We start from the raw sequence: 23234 nt of genomic DNA on the forward strand, positions 1-23234 counted from the left end.
ACGGGCACTAAGCCTTTTTGTTGCTTGTTGGTGTTTGTCATTGTCTTTGGCAGCTATTGTGTTTTCGCTTCGTCCTCCCAGCCATGCGGCCTCATTATCCGGCGGTGAGCTGCATTCAGGGCTGACGAATTATTTGAAATTGTTAACCGATCATTTGCATTTGTTAAAACTTGATGTTTGAAACGTCATACTGTGCCGCAAACTACTGATTTGGTATCTGGACAAGCCTTATAAACTCGGGTTACTCCTACGCTCCATAACCCTTAAAGCGTTTATTTATCAATAACTTGGAGATTGTCAGCGGCGCCTACTATATAGCATGACACCGCTGACATATGGCTTAAATTAGCCGGTTAATGTTGGTTGACATACGCATTGTTGAAATTACCCGTCTGGGTGACGGTGCTGTTGTGGTTCAGGCCGCTTTGCACCACTTGGGCGCGGTTGCCCCAACCGTTCTGCGTGACCGACGAATCCAGGTTGAAACCGACCTGGGTGACCACGGCCTTGTTATAGCCGCCGCCCTGGCTGATGTAGGAATCGTTGCCGATACCTGCTTGGGAGTTGTAGGCGTCGTTGCCCAGGCCGCTTTGGATGATGTTGCTGTCGTTGCTGTAGCCGGTCTGTTCCGTAACGGCTTTGTTATGCGAGCCGCTCTGGACAATACTGGCGTGCAGGCGATCCGAATTGCCCCACCACGTGCCGGTTTGGCTGATGGTGGCATCATTCTTGTGACCGCCACCCTGGACGATGGAGGCGTTCGAGTTGGAGACATTCCACTGATCGATCACGCCCTTGTCGTACTTGCCGCTGTCGGTGATGCTGGCGGTCGAGCCCGTGCTTTTGTATTGATTGATGTATGCATCTCCTTTGTACCCCGATTGGGTAATGAAGGCGTTGACATGGCTGCTGTTGTTCTGCTCGATGACCGAGTCGTTGCGCTCGCCGCTGTCGTTGATGACAGCCAGTGCGTCACGGGTTCGGTATTGATTCACATAGGCGTCGCCATTTTGGCCCATTTGGTTCACTGTGGCCTGGTCGCCCGTGCTGTGAACCTGCTCAACCACTGCCTTATTGTCCGAACGTAATTGCTTGATGTTGATTTGCGATCCGTCGGCGCGGTACTGACTGGCAAAGGCGTCGTTGCGGTTGCGCGACTGGGTGATGTTGATCGTGGAGTTGCCGCCGCTGCGACTTTGTTCCACCACGGCTTTGTTGTCGTTGCCGTTGATGACCTTCACGGTGGCGCGAACCGTACCGTTATCCCACTGATCGATGTAATCGTCGTTGCGGTCTCCCTTCACGTCGATGGTAGCGTTGGCGTTGGTGTTGTGGTTTTGAAGAACTACGCCTTTGTTGAAGCTGCCGGTCTGCGTCACGGTGGCGTTGTCAGCCAGCGCCAGTGTGGGCAGGGCCAGCGCGGCGCCCAGGGCAATAGCCAATGTGGACAGTTTGCCGTTCATATACTTCTCCTCAGTGCATGTCGAAGACCGTTGTTAGGAAAGAGAGCGGCGGCCGGTCTTCTCGGAACCACCGCGCTGTCTGCTCGTGTTCAACTGCCAGTGACCGGTGCGGTCTGCACCTCGTCGCTTGTGGCTTCATTGGCTTGCGTGGCCTCAGGATCAGCCACAGCGGCCTGGGTACGAAGGCTGCGGTAGGTTTCGTTTTGCTTCATGTAGTTCTGCACAATGGGGTTGTTACGGTCAGCCTCGTTTTGCAGTCGCCATTGGCCTTCCTTCATGCCTTGCACGATCAGATGCACCACCGCCGACTCAATGGCCTCCTTGACCGATAGCTGGGCCGGCTCGTTGTTGGTCACGCCGGCCTCGATTTCCAGCAGGTCTTTGAAGTTCACGAACTTGTAGACGCTGGGCCGTACTTCGTAGGAAAAGATGGTTTTGGTGGTGGACACGCTTTGCAAAATATTGCCGGTGCGCACATCGATGGCTCGCAGGTTGACCGTGACCTGGTCGACCCGATACTGGGTAGACAGACCTACGCCCAGAAAGCGCGCGCCCGCGCCACCCGTGCGTACATTGCTTTCATAGGAGATGATGCCTCCGTCCATCATGATTTCAGCCGGGGCAAGCGGCGGGATGTTGATGGAGGTGCGCTGGCCGTTTTCCTGCGATCCGTCCAGGGCACGCACAATGCGCCGCTCGGTCAGCAGTTCCTGCAGGCTTTCGCGCTCGACCGGGGTGAACCAGCGCGAATCGCGCAAGGCTTTGACCAGCAGGGCGGCGGCTCCTTGGGTGACCGAGGTGGAAAAAGAGCTGTCCGGATTGGGTTTGTACTGCCCGGTCTGATCCCGGAACCCATAAACCGCCACAGTCAGGCGCTGGGCGGGCGCGGGCAGCTCGAGAAGATCGTGCGTGGCCGGCGAGGCGGGCGTCAGGTAGGCCGAGCTTTTGACATCGGCCGGAGTGGAGGGCATGGCGCAGGCAGCCAGGGCCGAGGTCAGGGCCAGCACGCTCAGCAGGCGCGTTGGGCGCGCGTTCAGGATGGTCAATGTGCTCATCATGGTTGCATCACCCGGAAAGTAGTGGAAGCGCCGGTGATCCGGTCCGTGGTGGTGATCGTCAGTGCCCCTCCGCCGACATCGACGACGCTGACCGTAAAGCTGCCGGTCTCGAAGGTGCCGGGTACGAATTTGCCGTTGCTGTCCACGAACTGCGAGGACGCGGCCGAGGCCAGGCGGCTGAGTACTGAGCGTTCCAGCTGATCGTTGAAGTCCTGGAAGGGCGTGCGCTGCTCAAAGGACGAGCCCAGGTCTTCGGCTTCGGGGTCCGTGTGTTTGTTGGTGACCTGGGCCGAGTTCAGCAGCCACTGCCCATTGAGCGGGCTGCCGCCGAAGTTCGGATTGACGGGGGTATATATCAGTTCGGTCGCATGGACGGGGGCAAATAGCGCACCGGCCAGCAGAGCGGAGGCAAGGGGCAGGAAAGTCTTCACGTTATGTCTCTCTTATTAAAGTTCGTCCGGAGCCAGGTCCGGGTTGTTGGTGAGTACGCGTTCGATTTCGCTTTTATTGACGTTTTCCAGAACCAGATCCACGGCCCGCTCACTGGCCTTCTTTGTGCCGGAGCGCGCGGGCGTGAGAAAAGCGTGATACATGCGCTGGCGGCGGTATTCGACCCAGATTTCGCTGCCCCAGCGGGCCGACGGGCGCTCCACCACCGTCAGGGTGAAGGGGCTGGCCCCGCTCAGCTCGCGCCAGCGATTGCTGAAGTAGCGGTAAAAGTCTTGTCCTTGCACCGTGACGGTGCGGTTGATGACGATGCCCGAGAGCGGATCGTCAAACAGGTTCTTGCGAACCACTTCAGCCTGTCGGATGGCTTCCATGAAGTTGGCCGGTTTGGGCTTGCCGGTGTCTCTGCCCGGTTGTGCGGCGGCGCTGCCCATGACACACAGCATCGCCAGCAGCACGGCCCCTTGTTGGTATGGTTTTGTCATTGCAGCACCTGTTGTTCCCTCGCCTTACGGCTTGATACATCGGCGTTACTGACTATGGTAGAGACGGCCATCTGCATTTACATGAGCCGCATTCCCTAGGCTGTTTACCCTTGTGCAGGGCTGTTTTGCGTCGGTACTACTGATTCGGCGTAGGCTGTTTGGGGTAGGCGCGCGGATGAAAGATCAGCGGTGCCAGTGGTTTTGCGTCGTGGGTGCCGGTTGCTTGCCGCATGGGCAGCGGATCGGCGGCTTCCACATGCTGTACCGCGCCGTCCTGGGCGTTGTAGAGCACGACGATGCGGCTATGGCGCACGGTATCGATCTGCTCGTGGTCAAAGTGCGGCAGGGTTGTCTGCTTGGCGCGATGCGAGCGGCTGCGTTGGCGGTACAGGGCCTGGCGCAGGTGACGCTGCTGGCGCTGGTGTCGCCGCCAGCGTGACCAGGCCAGCAGCAGCAAGCCGTTGGTCAGCAGTACCGCCCCGTAGAACAGAAAGGTGGTCAGGGTTGGGAAGATCGGGTCTATCTGTTCGTAGCCGGCTTTGTCCATGGTGTGATCGATCAATAGGAGCAAGCCTTTGGCGATCAGGTAACTGAAGGCGAACCAGCCAGCGATGGTCAGTAGGCGGTCTATCCAGCGGGTGACGGGATGGCGTTGGGTCGTGATGATCATGACAGCTCCTTGATACCCCGGTCAGGACTGCTCCAGCGGGCGCGTTTGCGACGCAGGCGCAGCATGACCATGGGGAAACTCCACAGAGTGGTTAAAAAATTGATCAGCCAGTAGACAAATGGGTACCAGATGATCCAGAACATCGACAGGGGCAGATCAGGCTCGTAGCGACGGTCTATCCAGATGCTGACGGCGAACTGCAACAGGCACATGCCGGCCAGCACCATACCGGTGAACGAGGGTGGGAACAGGCCGTCGATCTGGGTGGCAGCGGGCAAGTGGAGTACTTGTCCAAGCAACCAGACCAGCACCGCCACGCCCAGGGCGAAACTCCATAAGGTCGAGCACAGGTATTCCAGGGTCAGGGGCCACATGCCGCGGTTTTCCCAGCGCAGCACCTGCGGGGTGTATTTCAGGAAGGTTTCCGCACCGCCCTGAGCCCAGCGCAAACGCTGCTTGAACAGGCCTTTCAGTGTTTCGGGCATCAGCACCCAGCACAGGGCACGCGGCTCATAGAACACCTGCCAGCCGGCCAGTTGCAACTTCCAGGTCACATCGATGTCCTCGGTGATCATGTCCAGACTCCAGTAGTCCACCTCGTCCAGGGCCTGGCGACGAAAGCCTGCGATCACGCCGGAAATCGTGAAGATCTTTCCGTAGACGCGCTGCGTGCGCTTGATCAGCCCGATGATCGAAGAGAACTCGCCTACCTGGATGCGGCCGATCAGGGTGGAGCGCGTGCGGATGCGCGGGTTGCCGGTAATGGCACCAACCTCCGGGTTGCGCAGCATGGGGGCGATCAGATAATTCACGCCCTCCGGGTCCAGGTAAGCATCCCCGTCTATGCACACGAAGTAATCGCCGCTGGCGCTCATGGCTCCCATGCGCAGGGCCAGCGCCTTGCCCTGGTTCTGGGCCAGGTGGATGACGCGCAGCTTGTCGTGCTCCTCGCTCAGTTCATTGAGCACTTGGGCGGTGCGGTCGCTGGAGCCGTCGTTGATGGCGATGACTTCAATGTTGGGATAGACCTGGTTCAGCGCGGACAGGATGGTATGGCGGGCGTTGGCCTGTTCGTTAAAGCAGGGGATCAGGATGCTGACCAGCGGCATGCCTTCCAGTTCGGGTGGCGCGTGTGGTTTATAGGTCCAGCGGCGTTCATGCTGAAACCAGAAGATCAGACCCCCGCCTATCCATATGCCCGACATGAACAGCGGGTACATGAAGATGAAGTAGAGCAGCAGGTGGCTGGTCAGGGCGACGGTGATTCCCAGAGGAATACCGACGATCAGGCACAGGGCCAATAGGGCGATCAGTCGTTCAATCATTTTTTTGTTGGATACCAGTCAATCGTGATTTCCGGACGAATCACGTTCATCTTGGGCTGATTGTTGACAAAGTCGTCTGGGTAATAGCCGACATGTCGCGCCCCTCTTGCCGTCAGTGCATTGAGCCAGCCGGCCACCAGGCGGGAGTCCAGCGGACGGGATGGCTGACCCTGGCCGGGCCAATCTACGGATTGCACTTCGAACACGGTGCGGCGCAGGCCTTCTGGGTGGCTGGCCACCGTATCGACCAGCTCGTTCAGCCAGGTCACGGCATGCTGATCGTGGATGTCTTCCATGCGGGGCATGGCCATCACGGCAGTCCAGTCGTAGGCTTGCAGGAAATCGTTCAGGTTCTGGGCGAACCACTGTTCGCTCTGGGGCTGCAGAACCGGCAGGGCATACATATTGCGGGCTGTGCTGATCTGTGGGCCGCGCTGCTTGCGCACGCGATCCGCCAGCTCCCGGGTCAGGTCGATCAGGGCTTGTGACTTAAAGCGCGTCCAGCGCTCAAGCTGCTCGGGATTGGCGCGTATGGCCCCTATGTCCCTGCCAAAACCGGCTTTTTCGTAGGCGTCCAAGGCGGCGGGCGAGGCATCTTCAAAGTCGGTCAGGGTGGCATCGTCATGGAACACGACACCAAAGAAGATGGCGCTGCGTCCCAGGTCTTCGTACAGATCGCCCATGATCTGGCGGGTGCGCGGGTCAAAGGGGGACAGGCGGCGGTAGCCTTGCGTGGGCAGGGAAGGCGCGCTGCCGTCGGCATGCCATTGCAGCACGCGTTGCGCCGGCTCGGACGTGTCGATGGCAAGCACGGGCATCCATGCAAAGACATTGACGTGGGCGCGCGAACTTAATTGCCAGGCCGTGCGGTTGAACAGGTCGGCGCGCATGGGCAGGTGGCGGTTGGGGAAGTAGACCGAGCGCACCAGGCCATCGCCTGTGGGGTCGGCGAAGGCTTGCAGATAGACACTACGTGGTTTCAGGTCTGCGATGCGTTGCACCAGGGCGCTCAAGTTACGCTCCATCTGTGCCGGATCGGGGTCGTACACATAGTCCAGATCCACATGCACCACGCGTTCGGCCTCACGGTCTTCACGGGCGGTGATAAAGCCTGCAAAGGTGCTGATGTCCGGATCGTTATCCACCAGATAGCGCGGCATGTTCATCAGGTCGTGGACATTGGCCACGCCGTCGGTCAGTGTCAGGGCCATCTGGTAGCCTTCTTCTTCCAGGATCTTCAGACCCAGACCGCTGATCCGGCCATAGGGCCAGACCCAGACGCGCGGCGTTTTGCCGGCATGTTGTTTGACCCGGGCACTGATGGCGCGCACATCCTCGCGAAAGCGGGCGGTGTACTCGGCATCGGTTTCGTAGCGTTTCTGATCGGTCAGGTAGCGATGGGCGGCGGCGACCGGCTGGATATTGCCTTGTGGATTGGCAATGGCACCGTAGTGCATGTTTTGTGTGTGCGCACCAACTTCCACCAGGCCGGAGCGGGCCATTTCTTCGACTTGCGTCCAGTGCAGAAAGCGGTTGCGTTCAGTGAGCAGACCGCCAAAGTCCACTTTCTGATTGTCCGGGGTGTCCAGCCATTTGCCGACCGGAGCCAGCAAGGCATGCCAGTTATAGGCTTTGAGCAGCGGGAAGACACGGGTATAGAAGCTTTGGTAGCCGTCGTCAAAAGACAGCAGCACTGCTTTTTCGGGCAAGGGCTCCAGGCCCTGGCGGGCACGCAGGATCTGTTCTACGCTGACCGGCACATAGTTGTTTTCCTGCAGCCAGGAAAACTGCTGGCGCAGATGTTCGGTGCTGACGCTGAGATAGGCCTGGTTGGGGTCGCGGTCTTCGACGTCGTGATAGGCGATGATGAGCAGTTCATCGTTGCGCCAGGCTTGTTCCTGTTGTTCGATACGGCGCTGCTCGGGCGGCACGTACCGGGCCGGCGGGCTGACGCTGCAGGCGGATAAAAGAGTGCTGAAGGCCAGCATCAGAAGGGTCAGGATTCGAGTGATCATTGTCGTGGCCGCTTAGAATTTGATCTTGAGTTCAACCATGCCGCTGTACTGCTGTTCGCGTTGGCCGTCATAGGGGCGGGACAGCGCTTGCAGGCGCAGGCCCACTTCCAGGTTGCGATCGTGCTGGTAATTCAGTTCGTAGGTGGCCGCGCCGACGGCACCACTGCCGTAGCCGCTTTGGTGGTGTATGCCCACGCCTAGCGTCAGCGCCTGGGTCAGACGCTCGTCGTAGTGCTGGTAGATCAGGTGTTCCAGGCGCAGGGCCGGCACCGCCATGTATTCGCGCCGTGGGCTGTAGTAAGGTCTGTCTTCGTCTTTGTTGCCGGAAGCCCAGAGTTCCAGCTGGGCGTCGGCCTTGATGCGCGGGCTGGTGTAGATGCGTTGGTTGCCGGTGATCTGCAGGCTCTGGCGTACGTTGTCGTCAGAAAACTTTGTCGCGGTGTAGGCGGCTTGCACCCACTGCTCGGGGCCGTTTTGCCAGCGCAGCCGCACTTGTCCCTGGTTGGCCGTGATGCCGGCGGCCAGGGCGCGATTCGGGATATCCAGGGTGCGATAGTCCAGGGTGCCGCCGATGCTCCAGTGATCGCTCAGCTCGTGATCGACCTGCAGGCTAGCTCCCATCTTGTTGCCCTGACCCCAGTTCTGGTTGTTGATCGTCAACAGCGATTGCCAGTCGCGACCGCGGTATTCCAGGCCGGCTCCCTGCCAGTTCACGTTGTGTCCAAGTTCGTCGCTGGTATCCAGATGTCCGGCCAATGCGGTGACGCGCCAGTTGTAGTCGATGGGGGCGCTGTACCATTGCGCCTCGGTGCGGATGCCGTCATTGCCCGAGACATCTCCGCCGTTGCTTGTTTCAAAGCCGCTGCGCAGGATCAGTTCGTTCTTGCGGTAGGACTGCCAGTCTTTTTCCAGTTCCGCGACCCGCATATTGGTGGGGTAGTGCTCTTTGGCATACGCCAATAGCTCTTCTGCCTGGCGGTATTCGCGCAATTCCAGAGCGGTCTGGGCCTGACTGATGATGACGTCTTCTTGGCGTGGCGCGTAGGTTTCGGCAATCTTCAGATTGTGTTCGGCCGCCCTTGGCATGTCCGACATGCGCAGGGCATCGGCCAGCGGCACACGCAGGTTCACGTTGCCCGGAGCCTGTGCGCTGGCCTTGGCCAGATTTTCGCGCGCGTCCTTGAGCAGGCCCGTATAGGTGTAGAGCGAATTTTTCAAGATCAGGGCGTCGGTATACCCTGGGTTGGGCTGCGGTATCGGATTGCCGCGCAGCCGACGGGTGGCGGGTGTGTCCTTTTCCATGCGCTCGGCCAGTGCCAGTGCCTGATCCTCATGGCCAGACTCCAGCAAGGAAAAGGCCAATCCGGTTTGATAGCGTGTGCGTGTTTTTTCGTCCAGCGACGGTTCGGCCAGCGCCTGCTCGTAGCTGGATACAGCTTGATCGGGATGACGGGCGCGCAGTTGCAGGGCCCCTAGTGAGGCGTAGGCATAGCCTGGGTACTGGGCAGCGCGTTCGGGGGCGGTGTCTACCGTAGAGGGGGCGTCCTCGCGAGCGTCTACTGCGATCAGGCGGTCCCCGCGGATGCGGCGGGCGAAAGCCGGGTTGCCCAGAAAGCTGGCGCTGTCGGCCAGCTTGTCTTGCAGCGCAATGGCCCGGTTGGCGACCAGAAAACGTTCGGGCAGCGTGCGTGTGGGCTGGGGAGACAGCCGGGTCAGTTCAGCGGCATAGTCGGCTTGACGGTCGGCCTGGTCTGCGTTTGAGAAGATGCCGGGATGTTGCGTTTGCCATTCCATCGCCTGGCGGTGCAGACCGGCGGCATGCAGGGACTGGTCATAGTCCCGGATGACATCGGTTTTGTCTGGCTGGGCGGCCAGGGCGTCCTGGCTGACGCGCAAGGCTTCATAGTTCTGGCCGGCAGCGCGGTAGATGTAGCTGCGCGTCAGTAGGTAATTGGTGTTCTGGCGCGTGGCCGGTTGCAGTTGCTGAGCGCAGCTCAAGGCCTGGGCGGTCAGTCCGGCATCGGCCAGGCTCATGCACAGGCCCATCGTAAAGGCAGCTTGCTGCGGAAAGCGCCGCATTCCTTCCCGATACAGGTTTTGGGCCGGTATCCATTGGCGCGCATCTTTGTGGGCGCGTGCCGTCAGCAGCAAGACATCGGCCGGCAAAGGCTGGCTGGTCGGCCAGCTTTCGTACAGACGGATGACCTCTTGCGGTTGGCCTGCCCAGGCGTGAATGCGCATCAGATCAAGCTGGACGCGCGTATCTTGCGGATGTTCTTGCCGGTACTGCTGCAAACCCGCGATGGCGGATTGGTACTGGCCTTGGCGGGCCTGCTTGATCCAATCCTCGTAGGAGGCGGCATGCAAGCTGGTGCTGCACGCGGTCAGGACCAGTAGGGTGAAGGAATCCAGCCAGAACCGGCGCAGAAACGAGGTTCTGGCTGGAAAGCGGCTGACGTTTGATGTGACACGCCTTTTTATTGATCGCCTGGACACTTCTCATCCCCTGGTTATTTGTATATACTCCTGCCCACTGTTTGTTACTGAGCGGTCAGAAGGGTCTTGAGGGGTATCCTAGGAGCCTGGGTCTTTGCCAGTAATTGGCCTTTTGATGTAAACCATCTGGTTTTTTGTAGTAAGCCACTTGGCCTAAGCAAAACGCTTTTTAAAAAAAAGCTTGCACAACAAAAAAAACAGGGTTATAGTTTAATTCTTTCGGGGCGTAGCGCAGCTTGGTAGCGCACTTGCATGGGGTGCAAGGGGTCGAAGGTTCAAATCCTTCCGTTCCGACCAAATTATCAAAAAAGCCTTCAGCGATTTGCTGAAGGCTTTTTTGTTTTTTGTGCCGCCTTTTTGGCCTAAGCCATCGGACTAGGCCATTTGGCGACGAGCTGGGTACAGGCGTTACGATTGGTGTGTTTTTAGTTGCGATTGCCATTTATTGGCGCAGCTACGCATTGTTCATGAAGGGCAAACCGATCCATAAGGCGTTGATCCATTGTTTTTGCCTTCAAGAATCCGTTCACTGTATACGAGTGCATCGAAATGATGCCTTCGTCTGGGATCATGTGTTTCAAATCATGAATTCAAACACAAGGGTGTGCGCAGCCGCTGTCCAGGGTATGGTGGACGTCAGGGTAACTTTTGCGGACGACAATCCCTCTTATGAGCGTTGCGACTCTCTATCATGGCGTGGACTCAATAACGCAACAGGAATACCCCATGATTCAGGTTACTTTATTCCACGATGGCTGTAGCATCTGCCTGGGCATCGAGTCCAGTATGGCAGCGGTATTTGCCACGCCCTTGCATCACTACGAATCGGTCAATCTGGCGCTGCAATCGGAACGAGGAGCCGACGCAAAGGCCTTGGGCATTACACGCCTGCCTTCGTTGGTCATTGATGGCCGGGTGCTCAGGCTGGAGGATCATTCGCCCATCGAGCATTACGCCTGATGCGAGGCAGCTTGGTCGACTTAGGCGGGTAAACCGGCTGCTCGCAGGTATCGGCGGCGGTTCTGGTCGCAGGGCTCAGAACACCGCGTTAATCACGCAGCACATTTGCGCCGTTTGCTGGCTTTTTGATCGATGAGAAACGGGCCAGGGCCTGGTCCGAATCGATACCCAGGCGCGCCAGATGCGATTGCCAGGTTCGGGCGTTGTTGGTCAGGACGGCAGTTTCGGGTAGGGTTTTATTGCTTGCGATAATGACCCGGTTACCGGATTCCAGGTTGAAAAAATCACCAAATACCGCTGCGTAGGTAGCGGATTCGTGTTCATACAGTTCGCTGTTTGTGAAGGTATTGGCCACGACTACGGCACCGGGGGCAAGAATGGCGCGTACATGCTGCAGAAATTCGAGCGTCATCAGGTGTTTGGGCACGTAGTCCACATCAAAGGCGTCCAGCATCACCATATCGTATCGAGTGCCTTCCCGTGCTGCGCGCTCTACGTAATTGCGTCCGTCTTCCAGAAAAAGGCGTTGTCGGGGACCGGGCCGGTAGCCGAAATAGCGTTGGGCGACGGTGCCTACGGCGGGGTCGATTTCGACCGAGTCGATGATGGCGTCCGGCAGAGCTTTGGCCAGTGCGTTTTGCAGACTGGCTCCGCCCAGGCCGATGATTAGAATGTGCTTTGGCTCCGGGTTCACGTACAACGCCGTCATCATCATCTGCGTGTAGTCAAAGACCAGTTGCTCGGGGTGGGTGAGACTCATGCACGTCTGGCGGCCCAGGTCATTGATCGAGTTGAAATTCATGCACCGTTCGTCCTGCTCCTCGAAAACCAGCAGCGTGCCGAACCGGGAGGGTTCGCTGTGCAGCAATACAGGCGTGTTTTTGGCCGGCACAAGCCACAGTGCGGCGGCCAGCAGCGCGATCAGGGCTATGCCGAGGCCGATATGACGCAGAGAAAAAACGCGGGGGCTGGGGCTAGGGCGTGTCATCTGGCGTATCAGGGGTAGCCGCCGACTGCACAGAGGCTTGGTCGAAAGCCACAGGCAGGGCGGGCATGGGCCTGGGTGGCGTTCCGATGCCATCGCCGGTTTTGGCGGTGGCCACGCAGCGCGCGGTGGCGTTGGCCATATAGACGGCACCCTGGGCTTGTTTACGCAGCCGCTCCAGGTGCGGCAGGGTTTGGATCAGCTCTTCGGACAAGGCGGGTGTGCTGCCCCGGGTCGGGATGGTCTCGAAGGGGGAGTGACTGGTGTCGCTGCCTCCTTTGAAAATCCGTTCGTTGGTCGGATCGCGTTCGGGGTCGGCAATCACCCATTCGTACAGACCGTTGGCCATATCCTGGATGCCCAGCGGATTAGGCGGGAAAGAGGCGATCTCGTGCCGGAGCTGGCCTGAGCTGGCGACTCCTTGTTCGGGAAGGTTGCGCCCAGGTTGCCATTGTCCGTTGTCGGTCGCCCAAGGCGTTGCCAGGCCCCGACTGCGGGCCGCATATTCCCATTCTGCTTCGGTGGGCAGGCGCATGGCCAGTCCCTGCTGCTGCCCCAACCAGATACAAAATGCCTGCGCTTCGTGATAGGGCATGTCGGCCGGGTGCAGGGCATCGTTTTTTTGGGGTTGCCAGCGTGGCGCGCGCTGGGTCTGCGCCAGAAAGCGGTCGTACAGACGGTTGCTTGCTTCGGTTTTCATGATGGCAAAGGCGCTGACGGTGACAGGATAAGGCGGCAGGGTATCCAGGGCTTGGGTGCCTGTCCATGCTGTGCTGATCTGGCCGTCCGGGGCGCGCCAGGCCACTTGGAAGTTGCCGGCCAGGAAAGAGCCACCTTCCACACGTATCAGTTCCGGCGATGCCTGCGGCTTGTCCGGTAGGCCGTAAAAGACGGCCAATACCAGCGCTGTTGCTGCCAGTATAGATCCGCTCATCCAAAGGGGAGTGTGACGCACGTGCAATTCCTGTAGTCCGTATCCGGCCTGAAGGCGGGACGCAGGCTGTATTGTAGGGGATTTGCACTGACCGGTCGGGCCGCAGCCGTCTTATTCGGTGTTTAGATGAATAGCTCGGATTCCGGGCAGGCCTGACGCAGATGGCCCAGGCAAAATTCGATGGCTGATTGCCGTATTTGTGCAATGGTCCAGGTGTCGGGCTCGCCAGCTGGAGCGGGCAGTACCGCCAGCAGGCGCAATTGCGGGCCGGCGCTCAGGTGAACGGTCAATTGTTGATCCTGGATGCTGAACGAATGCAGCTGCATGGAGAGGGGCCTTTACAAGATATGCGTAGTGCGCAGCTTGTTCCCCGTGACGTCAAATAATCGTTCAGTACATGATGATCCGTGCCTGTCCTGGTGGCGGTGTTTGCCAGGTGCTGGATAGGCAGGTTCAAGAATCCGGCACGCAGGTGGCCGTCGGATTTAAAAAAACGGCCCAAAGGCCGTTTACTTGCGTGTTGTTTTCTTGAGGTCGTCGAGTTCTTTACGCAGGGCCAGGACTTCGTCATTGAGTTGGCCGATAAGGCTCATCTGGCTTTGGTACATTTCGACTAGCGGGTGGTAGCTCATGCCACGGCTGGTCAGCTCGCGACACAAGGCGCTCAGCCCGGTGCCGGCGCGCTTGGTCAACGTGGCCATCTTCCTGTGATCCATACGCCTGCGTCCTGATTGTTGGTTGATCGTGGACTACATCCTTTAACCATACCAAAATTCGATGACAGCTGTATTTTTTATTTACCTTTCTTGTCGAAATAGGATTGTTGGGTCTTTAGCCGACCTGAAAGTTACCTTCCGGGTAGCGGATACGGCTGCGTTTGCGGGTGGCCAGGGTGTAGACCAGTGTCAGGGGACCCAGCCGCCCTGTGAACATCAGGACCATGATCAGGAATTGGCCCGGCATGGATAGCTTGTCGGTGATGCCGTGGCTCATGCCGGTGGTGCTCAGGGCCGAAGCTACCTCGAACAGAATGCTGACCAGCGGCAAGTCTTCGAGCAGTGTCAGCGCCAGCACTCCAGCAAAATACAGTGCGCCGGTAATCAGAAACAAAGCCAATGCTTTTTGCACGGTTTCAGGGGCGACGGTACGTTCCATGAGCACGACTTCCTGGCGTTGCCGTATATAAGAGCGTACGGCGGCCAGCAGCACGATCAAGGTGCCGATCTTGATTCCCGAGGCTGTACTGAGCGAACCGCCGCCGATCAGCATGAGCAGGATCAGTATCAGTTGGGTGGGGTCGCGCAGGTATTGAACATCCATTGTGGTGAACCCGGCGGTGCGGGTGGCTGCGCTTTGCATCCAGGCGGCCAGAGCCTGATCGCCCAGCCCTAGCATGCCCAGCGTCTTGGTATTGTTGGCCTCCAGTATCCACAGGGCGGCAAAGCCGATCAGGTTCAGCACTAGCGTGCCGATCAGAATCAGCTTGGTATAGGCCAGCAGCGTGTGCCAGCGTTTTTTCTGGCCCACATCGGCCAGCACCGAAAAACCGATGCCGCCCAGAATGATCAGGCCAGACAGCGTCATGACCACGGTGAAATCGCCCGAGATAGGCAATAGCGAATCGTGGAACAGGGAGTAGCCGGCATTGTTGAAAGCGGTGACCGCATGAAACAGGGCACGGTACAGCGCCGTGGTCCAGGGCATTTCGTTCAGCCAGCACAAAAACAGGATCAAGGCGGCGCTCAGTTCGATCAGGGCGGCGATTTTAAAGACATGCAGGGCGGTGCTGCGAATGCGCGACACGCTGGTCTGGTTAAAGGCTTCCAGGGCCAGGGCTTGCTGGTTGACACTGATGCGCTTGCGCATGGTGATGGCGGCAATGACGGCGAAAGTTACAAAGCCCATGCCGCCTATCTGCACCAGTACTGCCAGCGTGATCTGGCCGAAATGGGTCAGTTCAGAGGCCGGGTCCACCACGGTCAGGCCGGTGACCGTGACGGCCGAGGTCGCCATGAACAAGGCCTCGAAAAAGCTCATGGGCTCGAACGCGGCCTGCGGCAGGCTCAAGACCAGGGCACCGATAAAAATCAGGACCAGAAAGCCCAGTGCCAGCACCAATGGCGGGCTGGCACTGAGAGTACGATTGCGTTGCACGGTCCCCGGCAGGCGGGGGATCAGGGTGGGCAGCCAGTTGCGCATGCTCAGACCAGCTTGGGGGCTGCCGTGCGCAAGGCCTGCAACTGGCCGAACAGGATCAGCAGATCCTTGGCGTGCAGGGCGTAGTCGGCATCGGGTTGCAGAATGGTTTCGCCGCGCCGCTTGACCAGCAGCACTTGCACGTCCCGCATCTGTTCGCGCAGGACATCGCGTATGGTCTGGCCGTTCAGGCTCTCGCTGACAGTTACTTCGACCAGATAGTCGCCGTTACCCAGGGTGATGTAATCGTTGACCATGGGATAGCTGAGCATCTGCGCCACGCGTATGCCCATTTCTTCTTCGGGGTGGATGATGCGGTTGACCCCGATCTTGGCCAGAATCAGATGCTGGGCGTGGGAGATGGCTTTGGCCCAGATGGTGGGCACGCCAAAGCTTTTCAGGTGTACCACACAGACCAGACTGGCTTCGATGTCCGCGCCTATGGCCACCAGCACCACATCGTAGTTGTCCAGCCCCAGTTCTTCCAGAGCCTGGCGGTCGGTCACGTCGGCGATGACGGCACGGCTGAGTTGGTCGGCGTACTTGTCTACCAGCTTCGGGTTGGTGTCGACGCCCAGGACGGAGTGCCCCATCTTTATCAATTCCAGGGCGGCTGCCGACCCGAAGCGGCCTAGCCCAATGACTGCAAACTGTGCCATCGCTTAGTGATCCGATTGAGGCTTGAAAGACGTGTGAGTCAAATTAAGCATTGGTGGTATAAAGGAAAATCTGGTAAAAACCCTTATCGGGTAATCCCTTGGCGCGCGTGGCGCAGGCCTTGCGGAAACATCAAGAGTGGACAGTGTAAAACAATGGTTAGTTTGTTTGACCCTATCAAGCTGGGTGATATCGAGCTTCGCAATCGCGTCATTATGGCGCCGATGACCCGTGCCCGCGCTTCCGAAGGGCGCATGCCCAACGACCTGATGCGTATCTATTATTGCCAGCGCGCCAGTGCCGGATTGATTGTAGCCGAAGCCACCTCGGTCTCGCCCCAGGGTGTGGGCTATGCGCATACGCCAGGCATCTGGAGCAGCGCCCAGGTCGAGGCCTGGCGTCATATTACCGAGGCGGTGCACGATAAGGGCGGGCGCATCGTACTGCAGCTCTGGCATGTGGGGCGCGTGTCCGATCCCGAGTTCCTGAATGGGCAAATGCCGGTCGCGCCCAGCGCCATTGCGTGCCAGGGCAAGGTCAGCCATGTCGAGCCCGAGCGTGCTTTTGTCGTGCCGCGTGCCTTGCATACCGAAGAAATCGCCGATGTCGTGGACGACTTTGCCGTGGCGGCGCAGAATGCGCTGAGCGCCGGTTTCGATGGCGTGGAAATCCATGCCGGCAATGGCTATCTGATCGATCAATTCCTGCACGACGGCTCCAATGTGCGTACGGATGCCTACGGTGGCTCAATCGAGAATCGTTCGCGGTTTTTGCTGGAAGTGGTCGATGCCTGTGTGGCCATCTGGGGGGCCGGACGGGTAGGCGTGCATCTGTCGCCGCGCGGTGGCTTGCACAGCATGAGCGACTCCGATCCGCAGCGCCTGTTTTCCTATGTGGCGCGCGAACTGGATCGGCGCGATATCGCCTTTATTTTTCTGCGCGAAAGCCCGGCTTCGGATAGTCTGTTGCCCATGATCAAATGCCAGTTCGACGGAGCCATTATTGCCAACGAGCACTTTGATTTGCCCACGGCACAGACCACTTTATCCAAGGGCATGGCCCATGCCGTGTCGTTCGGTAAGGCTTTTCTGGCCAATCCCGATTTGCCCTTGCGCTTGCAGATGCGTGCGCCACTCAATGCTTGGGACAGCGCCACCTTTTATACGCAAGGCCCCAAAGGGTATACCGACTATCCGTTTCTGGAGACGGCTCCCGAATGTGAGCAGCAATCGGGCGTCACGCTGCCGTCGCACTGATAGTGTGTTGCCGCCATTCCTATGCAAAAGGCCCGCCAAAAGCGGGCCTTTTGCATAGGAATGGCGGCAGATCAGTCAGTTCCCGTCTTAGCTGCCACGCACGATTCTGAAGGTGGCCGCAGCCTTGACCAGCAAGCGATCTTTATCGTCGTAGCCGCCGCCCTCGCAGTAGGCAGTGTCGCCTTCCAGAAACAGGCACTGGGCGCGGAACCAGACATCGCTGCGCGCTGGCAGCAGGAACTGGGTGTTCATGTCTATGGTCGCCATGCCGCTGCCGCTGCGACAGGCACGGGCAGCGGCACTGAGCGTGAAATCCAGCACTGCCATTAGGGTGCCGCCATGCACATCGTCGCGTGCATTGGCGTTGCAGGCCTGCCAGGGCAGAAAGGTCTGCACCCCTTGCGGACTGCTGGACATTGTTTGCAGGCCCAGGTGCTGCATCAAGGGAATGTGGGTGCCGAAAAAGTCGTGCTGGCGCAGCGGCAAATCAACCTGCAAATCCGTCATGGGTTCAGCATTTGCTTGACCTGGGCCGAGACGGCGGACATGTCGGCGCGGCCGGCCAGTTGCGCTTTGACCTGTCCCATGACTTTGCCCATCAGGGCTGGTCCCTGGGTGCCATCGGCCTGTGCCTGGGCGATGGCCGCAGTGATGATGGCGTCGATTTCGGCGGCCTGGGCTTGCTGGGGGAGATACTGCTGCAGCACAAGCAGTTCGGCTTTTTCTTTGTCGGCGCTTTCGGTGCGACCGGCCTGCTCGAAGGCCTGGATGGATTCGCGGCGCTGCTTGACCTGTTTTTCGATGATGGCGGTGATTTCGGCATCGCCCAGTTCGGTGCGTTCATCGACTTCGCGCTGTTTAACGGCCGCCTGCAAAAAGCGCAAGGTGCCCAGGCGTTCGCTATCGCGAGCGCGCATTGCGGTCTTGATGTCGTCGGCTAAACGGGTCTTGAGTGTTTGACTCATGGTGATTCCTGGTTGAACGGGCAAAGCCGGTATTTTAACTCAGCCTGGAATGTTTACTGAAAGTCCCGGCTGCGGGCCGCCAGTTCGCCCACCAGGTGGTTCAGTTTGACCAGGCGGCGCGCGATCAGGTGGCAGACCTGGCCTTCGCGCTGCCAGATGCCGTATACGCCCAGTAAGCGTGACTGCAACAGAATCGAAGATTGCTGCTGGGCCAATTCGTCGCGCACGATGACATTGACACTGCCGGTTTCGTCTTCCAGAGTGACAAAGATCGTGCCTTTGGCTGTGCCAGGCCGTTGGCGCGTAGTGACTAATCCGCAAGCGCGCGCCAGACGGCGATCGGGGTAGTCGGCATTGAGCTCGCAGGCCGGAACAAATTTCAGCTCCGCGAGCTGGGTGCGCAGCAAGGCAAGAGGGTGCGGGCCCAGCGTCAGTCCCAGGGATTGATAATCGCTCAGGGTTTCCTGGCCGGCCGTTGCCGTTGGCAGTTCGGGTTTGATATTAGGCGTTTCTGCCTGGCTGAGCAGGCCGGGTTGGGCCGGGCGGCGGGCTTCCCACAGCCCTTCGCGGCGTTCTCTATAGTGGCTGCGCAGCGCGTGGGCCTGTGCCAGTGCTTGCTGCTCGTGAGGCGACAGTCCTAGTGTTTGGCGCAGCACGGCCAGGTCCAGTGCTTGCTGTGGATGCGCGTGTCGATACGCCACAATGGCCCGGGCGCTGGTCAGGCTCAATCCTTTGATCATGTGCAGGCCCAGGCGTACCGCCCGGGTTCCGTCGGGAGTGTGGCCGGCCGTGCTGTCCACTTCGCTGTGCATGATGTCTGCCGGCAGCACTTGCACGCCGTGGCGACGCGCATCCTGTACCAATTGGCTGGGACCGTAGAAACCCATAGGCTGGGCATTGAGCATGGCCGCCAGAAAGTGATTCGGGTAGGTGCATTTCAGATAGGCGCTGAACCAGGCCAGCTTGGCAAAGCTGGCCGAGTGGCTTTCGGGGAAACCGTACTCGCCAAAACCGCTGATCTGGTCGAACAGACGTTGGGCAAACTCCGGACAATAGCCTTTCTTTTGCATGCCTGCTTTTAGCTGATCTTCAAAGGGGCCCAGGCCGCCGCGCCGCCGCCAGGCCGCCATGGCGCGGCGCAACTGGTCGGCCTGGTCGGCAGAAAAACCGGCTGCTTCCATCGCCAGCTCCATCGCCTGTTCCTGGAAAATAGGCACGCCCAAGGTGCGTTCGAGCACATGTGCGATTTCAGGGGCGGGGTAGTCTACTTTGCTCGGATCGCGGCGTCGTTCCAGATAGGGGTGTACCATGCCGCCCTGGATGGGGCCTGGGCGCACGATAGCGACCTGCACCACCAGATCGTAGAAGCAAGCTGGCTTTAAGCGCGGCAGCATGCTCATCTGGGCGCGTGATTCGATCTGGAAAACGCCTATGGTATCGGCTTGCTGGATCATGCGGAATGTGTCGGGGCAATCCCGGGGGATGTCCTGCAAGGCATACGGTGTGCCGCGCGCGTGGCTGATGCTGTCCAGGCAGCGGCGCAGCGCGCTGAGCATGCCCAGAGCCAGAATATCCACCTTGAGCAGCCCCAAGGCGTCCAGGTCGTCCTTGTCCCATTGTACGACGCTGCGGCCCGGCATTGCGGCGTTCTCGATGGGCACCAACCGCAGCAGGGGCGCTTGGGAAATGACAAAACCGCCTGGATGTTGGGACAGATGACGGGGAAAGCCGATGAGTTGACGAGTCAGCGACAGCCACTGCTGCGCCAGCCTGGGCGGACATTGCGGAAAGCGCGCCAGAATGTCTTGCTGCACGCGCTTGTCTTTAAGCCAGCTGCGGTCGCACTGGATCAGGGCGTCGATCAGGGGCGGCGCAATGCCCAGGGCTTTGCCTGTGTCGCGCAGTGCGCTGCGCCTGCGGTACGTAATCAGCACGGCGGTCAGGGCGGCGCGGTCGCGGCCGTATTTACGGTATATGTACTGGATGACTTCTTCGCGGCGCAGGTGTTCGAAGTCCACGTCGATATCGGGCGGTTCGGCCCGTTCACGGCTGATAAAGCGCGCGAACAAGGTATGGCTGCTGGCCGGATCTACTTCGGTAATGCCCAGGCAGTAGCAGACAGCCGAATTGGCGGCCGAACCGCGTCCCTGGCACAAAATGCCCTGGCGGCGGGCATAGTCCACGATGTCGTAGAGGGTCAGGAAATAGGCTTCGTAGCCCAGGTCCTGGATCAAGGCCAGTTCCTCGTCCAGGCGCTGGCGCAGTGCGGCGTCTATGCCTTGCGGATAACGGCGCTGTATGCCGCGTTCGGTTTCCTGGCGCAGGTATTGCGTGGCATTTAGGCCCGCCGGCACGATTTCCACAGGGTATTCGTAACGGATCTGGCTGAGTGAAAACTGACACAGCCGCTGTATCTGGTCTGTGGTTTCGCGCAGGTCGGCCGGGTAGATGTTGGCCAGTTGCAGGCGTGTGCGCAGATGCTGTTCGGCATTAGCGGCCAGCGCCCAGCCGCAGTCCTGGATAGGGGTTTTGAGTCGTATGGCCGTCAGGGCATCGTGCAGGGCCTGACGTGAACGCACATGCATCTGCGCACCTCCCAGTGCGGCGCAGCGCAGGCCCGCCTGCTGCGAAGCCTGGCGCAACTGCTGCAAGTGCAGGGCGTCCTGGTCGCGGCGATGCAGACTGATGCCCAGGAACAGCCGGGCAGGAAACCAGGCCTGCAGGCGGCGCGCCAGGGGGACGATGTCTTGCGCGGGCAGGCCGTAGGCCGGTTTATAGATAATCAGGCAGTCTTGCAACAGTTCGGTGTCCGATCCGAAGCGGGCGCGTTGCAGCCAAATGCCGGGAATGTCGGCGTGCGAGTTCAGGTCCAGCGATTGGCGCAGTACGGAGATGAACTGACACAGATTGCCGTAGCCGTGCTGGTTGCGCGGCAGCACCAGCAGTTCATGCGCTGTCCCGGCTTCTCGGGCGCTGGTGGGCGGGCTGGCGTCCCAGGGGGTGACAAAGCGAAAGCGGCTGCCTACCAGCAAGCGTAAGTGGGGGTGTTGCTGGGCTTGTGCATAGGCGCGCACGACGCCGGCCATGGAGGCATAATCGCACAAGGCCAGGGCCTGGTAGCCCAGTTCGGCCGCACGAGTGACCAACTCTTCGGGGTGCGAGGCTCCAGTCAGAAAGCTGTAGTTGGACATGCAGTCCAACTCGGAGTAGAGCAGGCCGGTATCGGGGGTGATGCCACTGGCGGCGGGTTTCATCCAAAGACTCCGTGCAGATACCAGGCGTGTTCCTGGGTCAGGTCGCGGTAGACCCAGTAGCGCTGTCCGTGCCTGTCTTGTGCCACGAAATAGTCACGTTGCTGATGTCCTGTATCTGCCCACCAACCGCTTTGAATGCGTTCGGGGCCTTGCAGCAGGCGCAGACGGCGGCCATCCAGCCACAGACGCTGTGAATCGTGTTTTAAGGGGCGGGCATGTTCAAGCAGCCAGGCCGGACGCTGTAAGGGCGGTGTCTGGACGGGCGCGGTGGAGGTGGGCACCAGAGCGGGCTGCCATTGATTGGCCTGTTCAGGCAGGTAGCTGGCCTGCGGAGCCGGACGCAGGACGTATGCTGTTCCCAGGCGTGCCTGCAGGCGCTCGAGCAGGCGCAGGTCTTGATCCTGCCAGTGCCGGGCATCGGGGAACAGGCTGCTGGGTTGGCTTTGGCGGGGATGCAATTGCAGCGCATGCATGTCCAGGCGCAGGATAGGGGCGGGCAGCGACAGGGATTGCAGACGTTCTTGTATCAAGAGCAGAAAATCGGCGCAGCGCCAGCAGGGGCGTGCCATTTGAATGTTCAGGCTGGCAGGAGGGGCGGGGCGACGGGGGCTGTCGGCATGCAGCACAACCAGTATCTGGCCGCAGGCTAATTGACCTTGTTCCAGCCAGTGCTCTAGTTTGCTTAACAAGATGCGTAGACCATGCAGCAAGGGGCCGCTGGCGCGGGACGGTGTATCCAGTTCCAGACTGTGCTGGTAACTGAGAGGCGCTGGCAGCCACTCCAGAACCAAGGCCTGTTCGCCATAGGCCTGATCCAGGCGCAGCAGCAGATCGCGCAGGCCGCGCTGTGCCAGACCGTCGCGCGGTAGTTGTCTTAATGCCCCCAGGCTAAGGCAACCCAGGCTGTGCAGCCAGCGTAATTGATCCGGCAAGGGGTTCAGCAGTTCAAGGGGCAAGGTGTCCAGAAGAGTAGGCAGGCGGCGCAGGCAACGGCGCTGCCGATTGCCTGACAGTGCCAGCAGCCAGGCAGCACGGGCCGTGGGTGCCAGCGCCAGGTGTGCTGTAGGCAGCAATGCTTGCAGATCGTGATGCAAGCGGCGGTAGAGTGGGCGCAGACCACCGAACAGCATCAGGCTGGCACCGAGGTTGAGCAACAGCACGCCGGGGCATGGCTGCGCCAGTTGCGGGCTGTAGCTCAGCAGCAGGGGCAAGAGGGTTTGGGCTTGCTGCTTACAGGCATCAGGCTGCTTGTCGTGATCGGGCAGGAGCAGACACAGGTAAAGAAGCATGGCGGTGTGCGTCGGGGGTAGAGGCGGCAAGACGGTGTGGCGGGCGTAGAGCGATGGGCTGGAGGCAAGGCGGACCGCGCCGTTTGCGTATATGTACATCCAGCCAGGCTTGGCCTTGTGCGTCCTGGCGGGTGTCCAGCTGAAGGCGCAGCAAGGCAGGGCTGGGTGCATGTTGGGCAGCCAGTGGCCGCAGACAGACAAACAGGCTGTCGCTTTGGCTGGCCAGCAGTTGTAGCTGGCGTAGCGCTGCGGGTGGAACCTTGGTTGGCAACCAGGCCAGGATGGCGGCGCAATGACCGTGGCGTAGCGCTTGTGCGCACGCCCAGACCGTATCGCTGGCGTGTTGGCAACGTATCCAGAGCAGCGGAGCAGGGGACTGGGAAGGAGGCATGCCATCCGGGGATGCGCCTGCGCCCATTGTGCTGTTCGGAGCTTGCCAGAGGCTGTGGACGGGTTGATAAGGGGGGGCGATCAGTACGCGTAGGCGCTGGGCATCGATGGTATTGATGGCCGGCAGCAGCAGAGACAACGGGCTGCAATCGGCACTGCATAGCAGTTCGATCAGATGGCCGGTTGGCCAACCTCCGTCCGGCAGTTCGGCATCCAGGACGGGAAAGCCGCTGGGCAGGCAGGCGCTGCCGGGCCGCGACCAGTGCTGGGCTGTCCACAGTGAAGGGTGCAGGTCCAAAAGAGGGCGCAGAGTCGCGTTCATGGTCAATCTCCTTTTGCTGTATAAATATACAGTATTCATGGGGATTCACCAAGCATGCGAATAAAAA

21 protein-coding genes and 1 tRNA gene are annotated in these 23234 nt (G+C 59.8%); 3 read left to right on the plus strand and 19 right to left on the minus strand.

Annotation, left to right across the window (positions count from 1 at the left end; genetic code table 11):
- Positions 1–353: 353 nt before the first annotated feature.
- From AADW57_RS08885 to pgaA, 8 genes are all read right to left on the minus strand, one after another.
- On the minus strand, positions 354–1463 hold the full coding sequence (locus AADW57_RS08885) for a curlin-associated protein (RefSeq protein ID WP_341666535.1): 1110 nt from the start codon (positions 1461–1463) through the stop codon (positions 354–356).
- An 89-nt stretch (positions 1464–1552) separates the two neighbouring features.
- On the minus strand, positions 1553–2521 hold the full coding sequence (locus AADW57_RS08890; protein WP_341666536.1) for a CsgG/HfaB family protein: 969 nt from the start codon (positions 2519–2521) through the stop codon (positions 1553–1555).
- On the minus strand, positions 2518–2952 hold the full coding sequence (locus tag AADW57_RS08895) for a curli assembly protein CsgF (protein ID WP_341666537.1): 435 nt from the start codon (positions 2950–2952) through the stop codon (positions 2518–2520). Before AADW57_RS08895 ends, AADW57_RS08890 begins: the two co-directional genes overlap by 4 nt.
- Positions 2953–2967: 15 nt before the next feature.
- On the minus strand, positions 2968–3453 hold the full coding sequence (locus AADW57_RS08900; RefSeq protein WP_341666538.1) for a curli production assembly/transport protein CsgE: 486 nt from the start codon (positions 3451–3453) through the stop codon (positions 2968–2970).
- Positions 3454–3589: 136 nt separating this feature from the next.
- Positions 3590–4123 carry a poly-beta-1,6-N-acetyl-D-glucosamine biosynthesis protein PgaD gene (pgaD, locus tag AADW57_RS08905; RefSeq protein ID WP_341666539.1) on the minus strand — a complete coding sequence of 178 codons (534 nt, stop codon included), beginning with the start codon at positions 4121–4123 and terminating at the stop codon, positions 3590–3592.
- Complete coding sequence (gene pgaC / locus AADW57_RS08910; RefSeq protein WP_341666540.1) at positions 4120–5448, minus strand: poly-beta-1,6-N-acetyl-D-glucosamine synthase; 1329 nt, start codon at positions 5446–5448, stop codon at positions 4120–4122. The genes pgaD and pgaC overlap by 4 nt, the downstream gene beginning before the upstream one ends.
- Positions 5445–7463 (minus strand): poly-beta-1,6-N-acetyl-D-glucosamine N-deacetylase PgaB, encoded by a 2019-nt coding sequence (pgaB, locus tag AADW57_RS08915; protein ID WP_341666541.1) that lies wholly within the window; start codon positions 7461–7463, stop codon positions 5445–5447. The genes pgaC and pgaB overlap by 4 nt, the downstream gene beginning before the upstream one ends.
- A gap of 12 nt (positions 7464–7475) precedes the next feature.
- Positions 7476–9959, minus strand: coding sequence for a poly-beta-1,6 N-acetyl-D-glucosamine export porin PgaA (gene pgaA, locus AADW57_RS08920; protein WP_341666542.1), 2484 nt, complete (start codon positions 9957–9959; stop codon positions 7476–7478).
- Positions 9960–10179: 220 nt separating this feature from the next.
- Between pgaA and AADW57_RS08925 the strand changes: the two genes are divergently transcribed.
- Both AADW57_RS08925 and AADW57_RS08930 read left to right on the plus strand, forming a co-directional pair.
- A tRNA-Pro gene (locus tag AADW57_RS08925) sits at positions 10180–10256 on the plus strand.
- 429 nt (positions 10257–10685) lie between these two features.
- Entirely contained in the window at positions 10686–10919 is a 234-nt protein-coding gene (locus AADW57_RS08930; RefSeq protein WP_341666543.1) for a hypothetical protein, read from the plus strand.
- A gap of 88 nt (positions 10920–11007) precedes the next feature.
- On the opposite strand, the gene AADW57_RS08935 is transcribed toward AADW57_RS08930, so the two are convergent.
- From AADW57_RS08935 to AADW57_RS08960, 6 genes are all read right to left on the minus strand, one after another.
- Positions 11008–11907 (minus strand): spermidine synthase, encoded by a 900-nt coding sequence (locus AADW57_RS08935; RefSeq protein ID WP_341666544.1) that lies wholly within the window; start codon positions 11905–11907, stop codon positions 11008–11010.
- Positions 11894–12859, minus strand: a complete 966-nt coding sequence (locus tag AADW57_RS08940) for a formylglycine-generating enzyme family protein (RefSeq protein ID WP_341666545.1) — start codon at positions 12857–12859, stop codon at positions 11894–11896. Before AADW57_RS08940 ends, AADW57_RS08935 begins: the two co-directional genes overlap by 14 nt.
- A gap of 101 nt (positions 12860–12960) precedes the next feature.
- Positions 12961–13164, minus strand: coding sequence for a hypothetical protein (locus AADW57_RS08945; RefSeq protein ID WP_341666546.1), 204 nt, complete (start codon positions 13162–13164; stop codon positions 12961–12963).
- Between the two features lie 183 nt (positions 13165–13347).
- Positions 13348–13539, minus strand: coding sequence for a hypothetical protein (locus AADW57_RS08950; RefSeq protein ID WP_341666547.1), 192 nt, complete (start codon positions 13537–13539; stop codon positions 13348–13350).
- Positions 13540–13669: 130 nt separating this feature from the next.
- The gene (locus tag AADW57_RS08955) at positions 13670–15037 is read right to left on the minus strand and encodes a TrkH family potassium uptake protein (protein WP_341666548.1); all 1368 of its coding nucleotides are present in this window, start codon (positions 15035–15037) and stop codon (positions 13670–13672) included.
- 2 nt (positions 15038–15039) lie between these two features.
- Complete coding sequence (locus tag AADW57_RS08960; protein WP_341666549.1) at positions 15040–15693, minus strand: potassium channel family protein; 654 nt, start codon at positions 15691–15693, stop codon at positions 15040–15042.
- A 153-nt stretch (positions 15694–15846) separates the two neighbouring features.
- Here AADW57_RS08960 and AADW57_RS08965 point away from each other — a divergent pair, with 153 nt between their 5' ends.
- Positions 15847–16947: an alkene reductase gene (locus tag AADW57_RS08965; protein ID WP_341666550.1), complete on the plus strand. Its 1101-nt coding sequence runs from the start codon at positions 15847–15849 to the stop codon at positions 16945–16947.
- Positions 16948–17034: 87 nt separating this feature from the next.
- Here AADW57_RS08965 and AADW57_RS08970 read toward each other — a convergent pair whose 3' ends face one another.
- Genes AADW57_RS08970 through AADW57_RS08990 form a run of 5 tightly spaced genes read right to left on the minus strand, consistent with a single transcriptional unit; the run spans position 17035 to position 23167 of the window.
- Positions 17035–17454 (minus strand): PaaI family thioesterase, encoded by a 420-nt coding sequence (locus AADW57_RS08970; protein WP_341666551.1) that lies wholly within the window; start codon positions 17452–17454, stop codon positions 17035–17037.
- Complete coding sequence (locus AADW57_RS08975) at positions 17451–17912, minus strand: GatB/YqeY domain-containing protein (RefSeq protein ID WP_341666552.1); 462 nt, start codon at positions 17910–17912, stop codon at positions 17451–17453. Before AADW57_RS08975 ends, AADW57_RS08970 begins: the two co-directional genes overlap by 4 nt.
- 53 nt (positions 17913–17965) lie before the next feature.
- Positions 17966–21166 (minus strand): error-prone DNA polymerase, encoded by a 3201-nt coding sequence (locus AADW57_RS08980; RefSeq protein WP_341666553.1) that lies wholly within the window; start codon positions 21164–21166, stop codon positions 17966–17968.
- Positions 21163–22455, minus strand: a complete 1293-nt coding sequence (locus AADW57_RS08985) for a DNA polymerase Y family protein (protein ID WP_341666554.1) — start codon at positions 22453–22455, stop codon at positions 21163–21165. The genes AADW57_RS08980 and AADW57_RS08985 overlap by 4 nt, the downstream gene beginning before the upstream one ends.
- Entirely contained in the window at positions 22406–23167 is a 762-nt protein-coding gene (locus AADW57_RS08990) for a hypothetical protein (protein ID WP_341666555.1), read from the minus strand. The genes AADW57_RS08985 and AADW57_RS08990 overlap by 50 nt, the downstream gene beginning before the upstream one ends.
- Positions 23168–23234 lie beyond the last annotated feature (67 nt).

The organism is Alcaligenes sp. SDU_A2 (genome assembly GCF_038237375.1).
Lineage (GTDB): Bacteria > Pseudomonadota > Gammaproteobacteria > Burkholderiales > Burkholderiaceae_B > Alcaligenes.

Bases quoted from the DNA above. Each gene is read 5' to 3' on its own strand.
- AADW57_RS08990 (WP_341666555.1), bottom strand. From the start codon at position 23,167: ATGAACGCGACTCTGCGCCCTCTTTTGGACCTGCACCCTTCACTGTGG.
- AADW57_RS08975 (WP_341666552.1), bottom strand. From the start codon at position 17,912: ATGAGTCAAACACTCAAGACCCGTTTAGCCGACGACATCAAGACCGCA.
- AADW57_RS08930 (WP_341666543.1), top strand. From the start codon at position 10,686: ATGATTCAGGTTACTTTATTCCACGATGGCTGTAGCATCTGCCTGGGC.
- pgaD (WP_341666539.1), bottom strand. From the start codon at position 4,123: ATGATCATCACGACCCAACGCCATCCCGTCACCCGCTGGATAGACCGC.
- AADW57_RS08900 (WP_341666538.1), bottom strand. From the start codon at position 3,453: ATGACAAAACCATACCAACAAGGGGCCGTGCTGCTGGCGATGCTGTGT.
- AADW57_RS08960 (WP_341666549.1), bottom strand. From the start codon at position 15,693: ATGGCACAGTTTGCAGTCATTGGGCTAGGCCGCTTCGGGTCGGCAGCC.
- AADW57_RS08980 (WP_341666553.1), bottom strand. From the start codon at position 21,166: ATGAAACCCGCCGCCAGTGGCATCACCCCCGATACCGGCCTGCTCTAC.
- AADW57_RS08945 (WP_341666546.1), bottom strand. From the start codon at position 13,164: ATGCAGCTGCATTCGTTCAGCATCCAGGATCAACAATTGACCGTTCAC.
- AADW57_RS08890 (WP_341666536.1), bottom strand. From the start codon at position 2,521: ATGATGAGCACATTGACCATCCTGAACGCGCGCCCAACGCGCCTGCTG.
- AADW57_RS08885 (WP_341666535.1), bottom strand. From the start codon at position 1,463: ATGAACGGCAAACTGTCCACATTGGCTATTGCCCTGGGCGCCGCGCTG.
- AADW57_RS08950 (WP_341666547.1), bottom strand. From the start codon at position 13,539: ATGGCCACGTTGACCAAGCGCGCCGGCACCGGGCTGAGCGCCTTGTGT.
- AADW57_RS08935 (WP_341666544.1), bottom strand. From the start codon at position 11,907: ATGACACGCCCTAGCCCCAGCCCCCGCGTTTTTTCTCTGCGTCATATC.
- AADW57_RS08955 (WP_341666548.1), bottom strand. From the start codon at position 15,037: ATGCGCAACTGGCTGCCCACCCTGATCCCCCGCCTGCCGGGGACCGTG.
- pgaB (WP_341666541.1), bottom strand. From the start codon at position 7,463: ATGATCACTCGAATCCTGACCCTTCTGATGCTGGCCTTCAGCACTCTT.
- AADW57_RS08965 (WP_341666550.1), top strand. From the start codon at position 15,847: ATGGTTAGTTTGTTTGACCCTATCAAGCTGGGTGATATCGAGCTTCGC.
- AADW57_RS08970 (WP_341666551.1), bottom strand. From the start codon at position 17,454: ATGACGGATTTGCAGGTTGATTTGCCGCTGCGCCAGCACGACTTTTTC.
- pgaC (WP_341666540.1), bottom strand. From the start codon at position 5,448: ATGATTGAACGACTGATCGCCCTATTGGCCCTGTGCCTGATCGTCGGT.
- AADW57_RS08985 (WP_341666554.1), bottom strand. From the start codon at position 22,455: ATGCTTCTTTACCTGTGTCTGCTCCTGCCCGATCACGACAAGCAGCCT.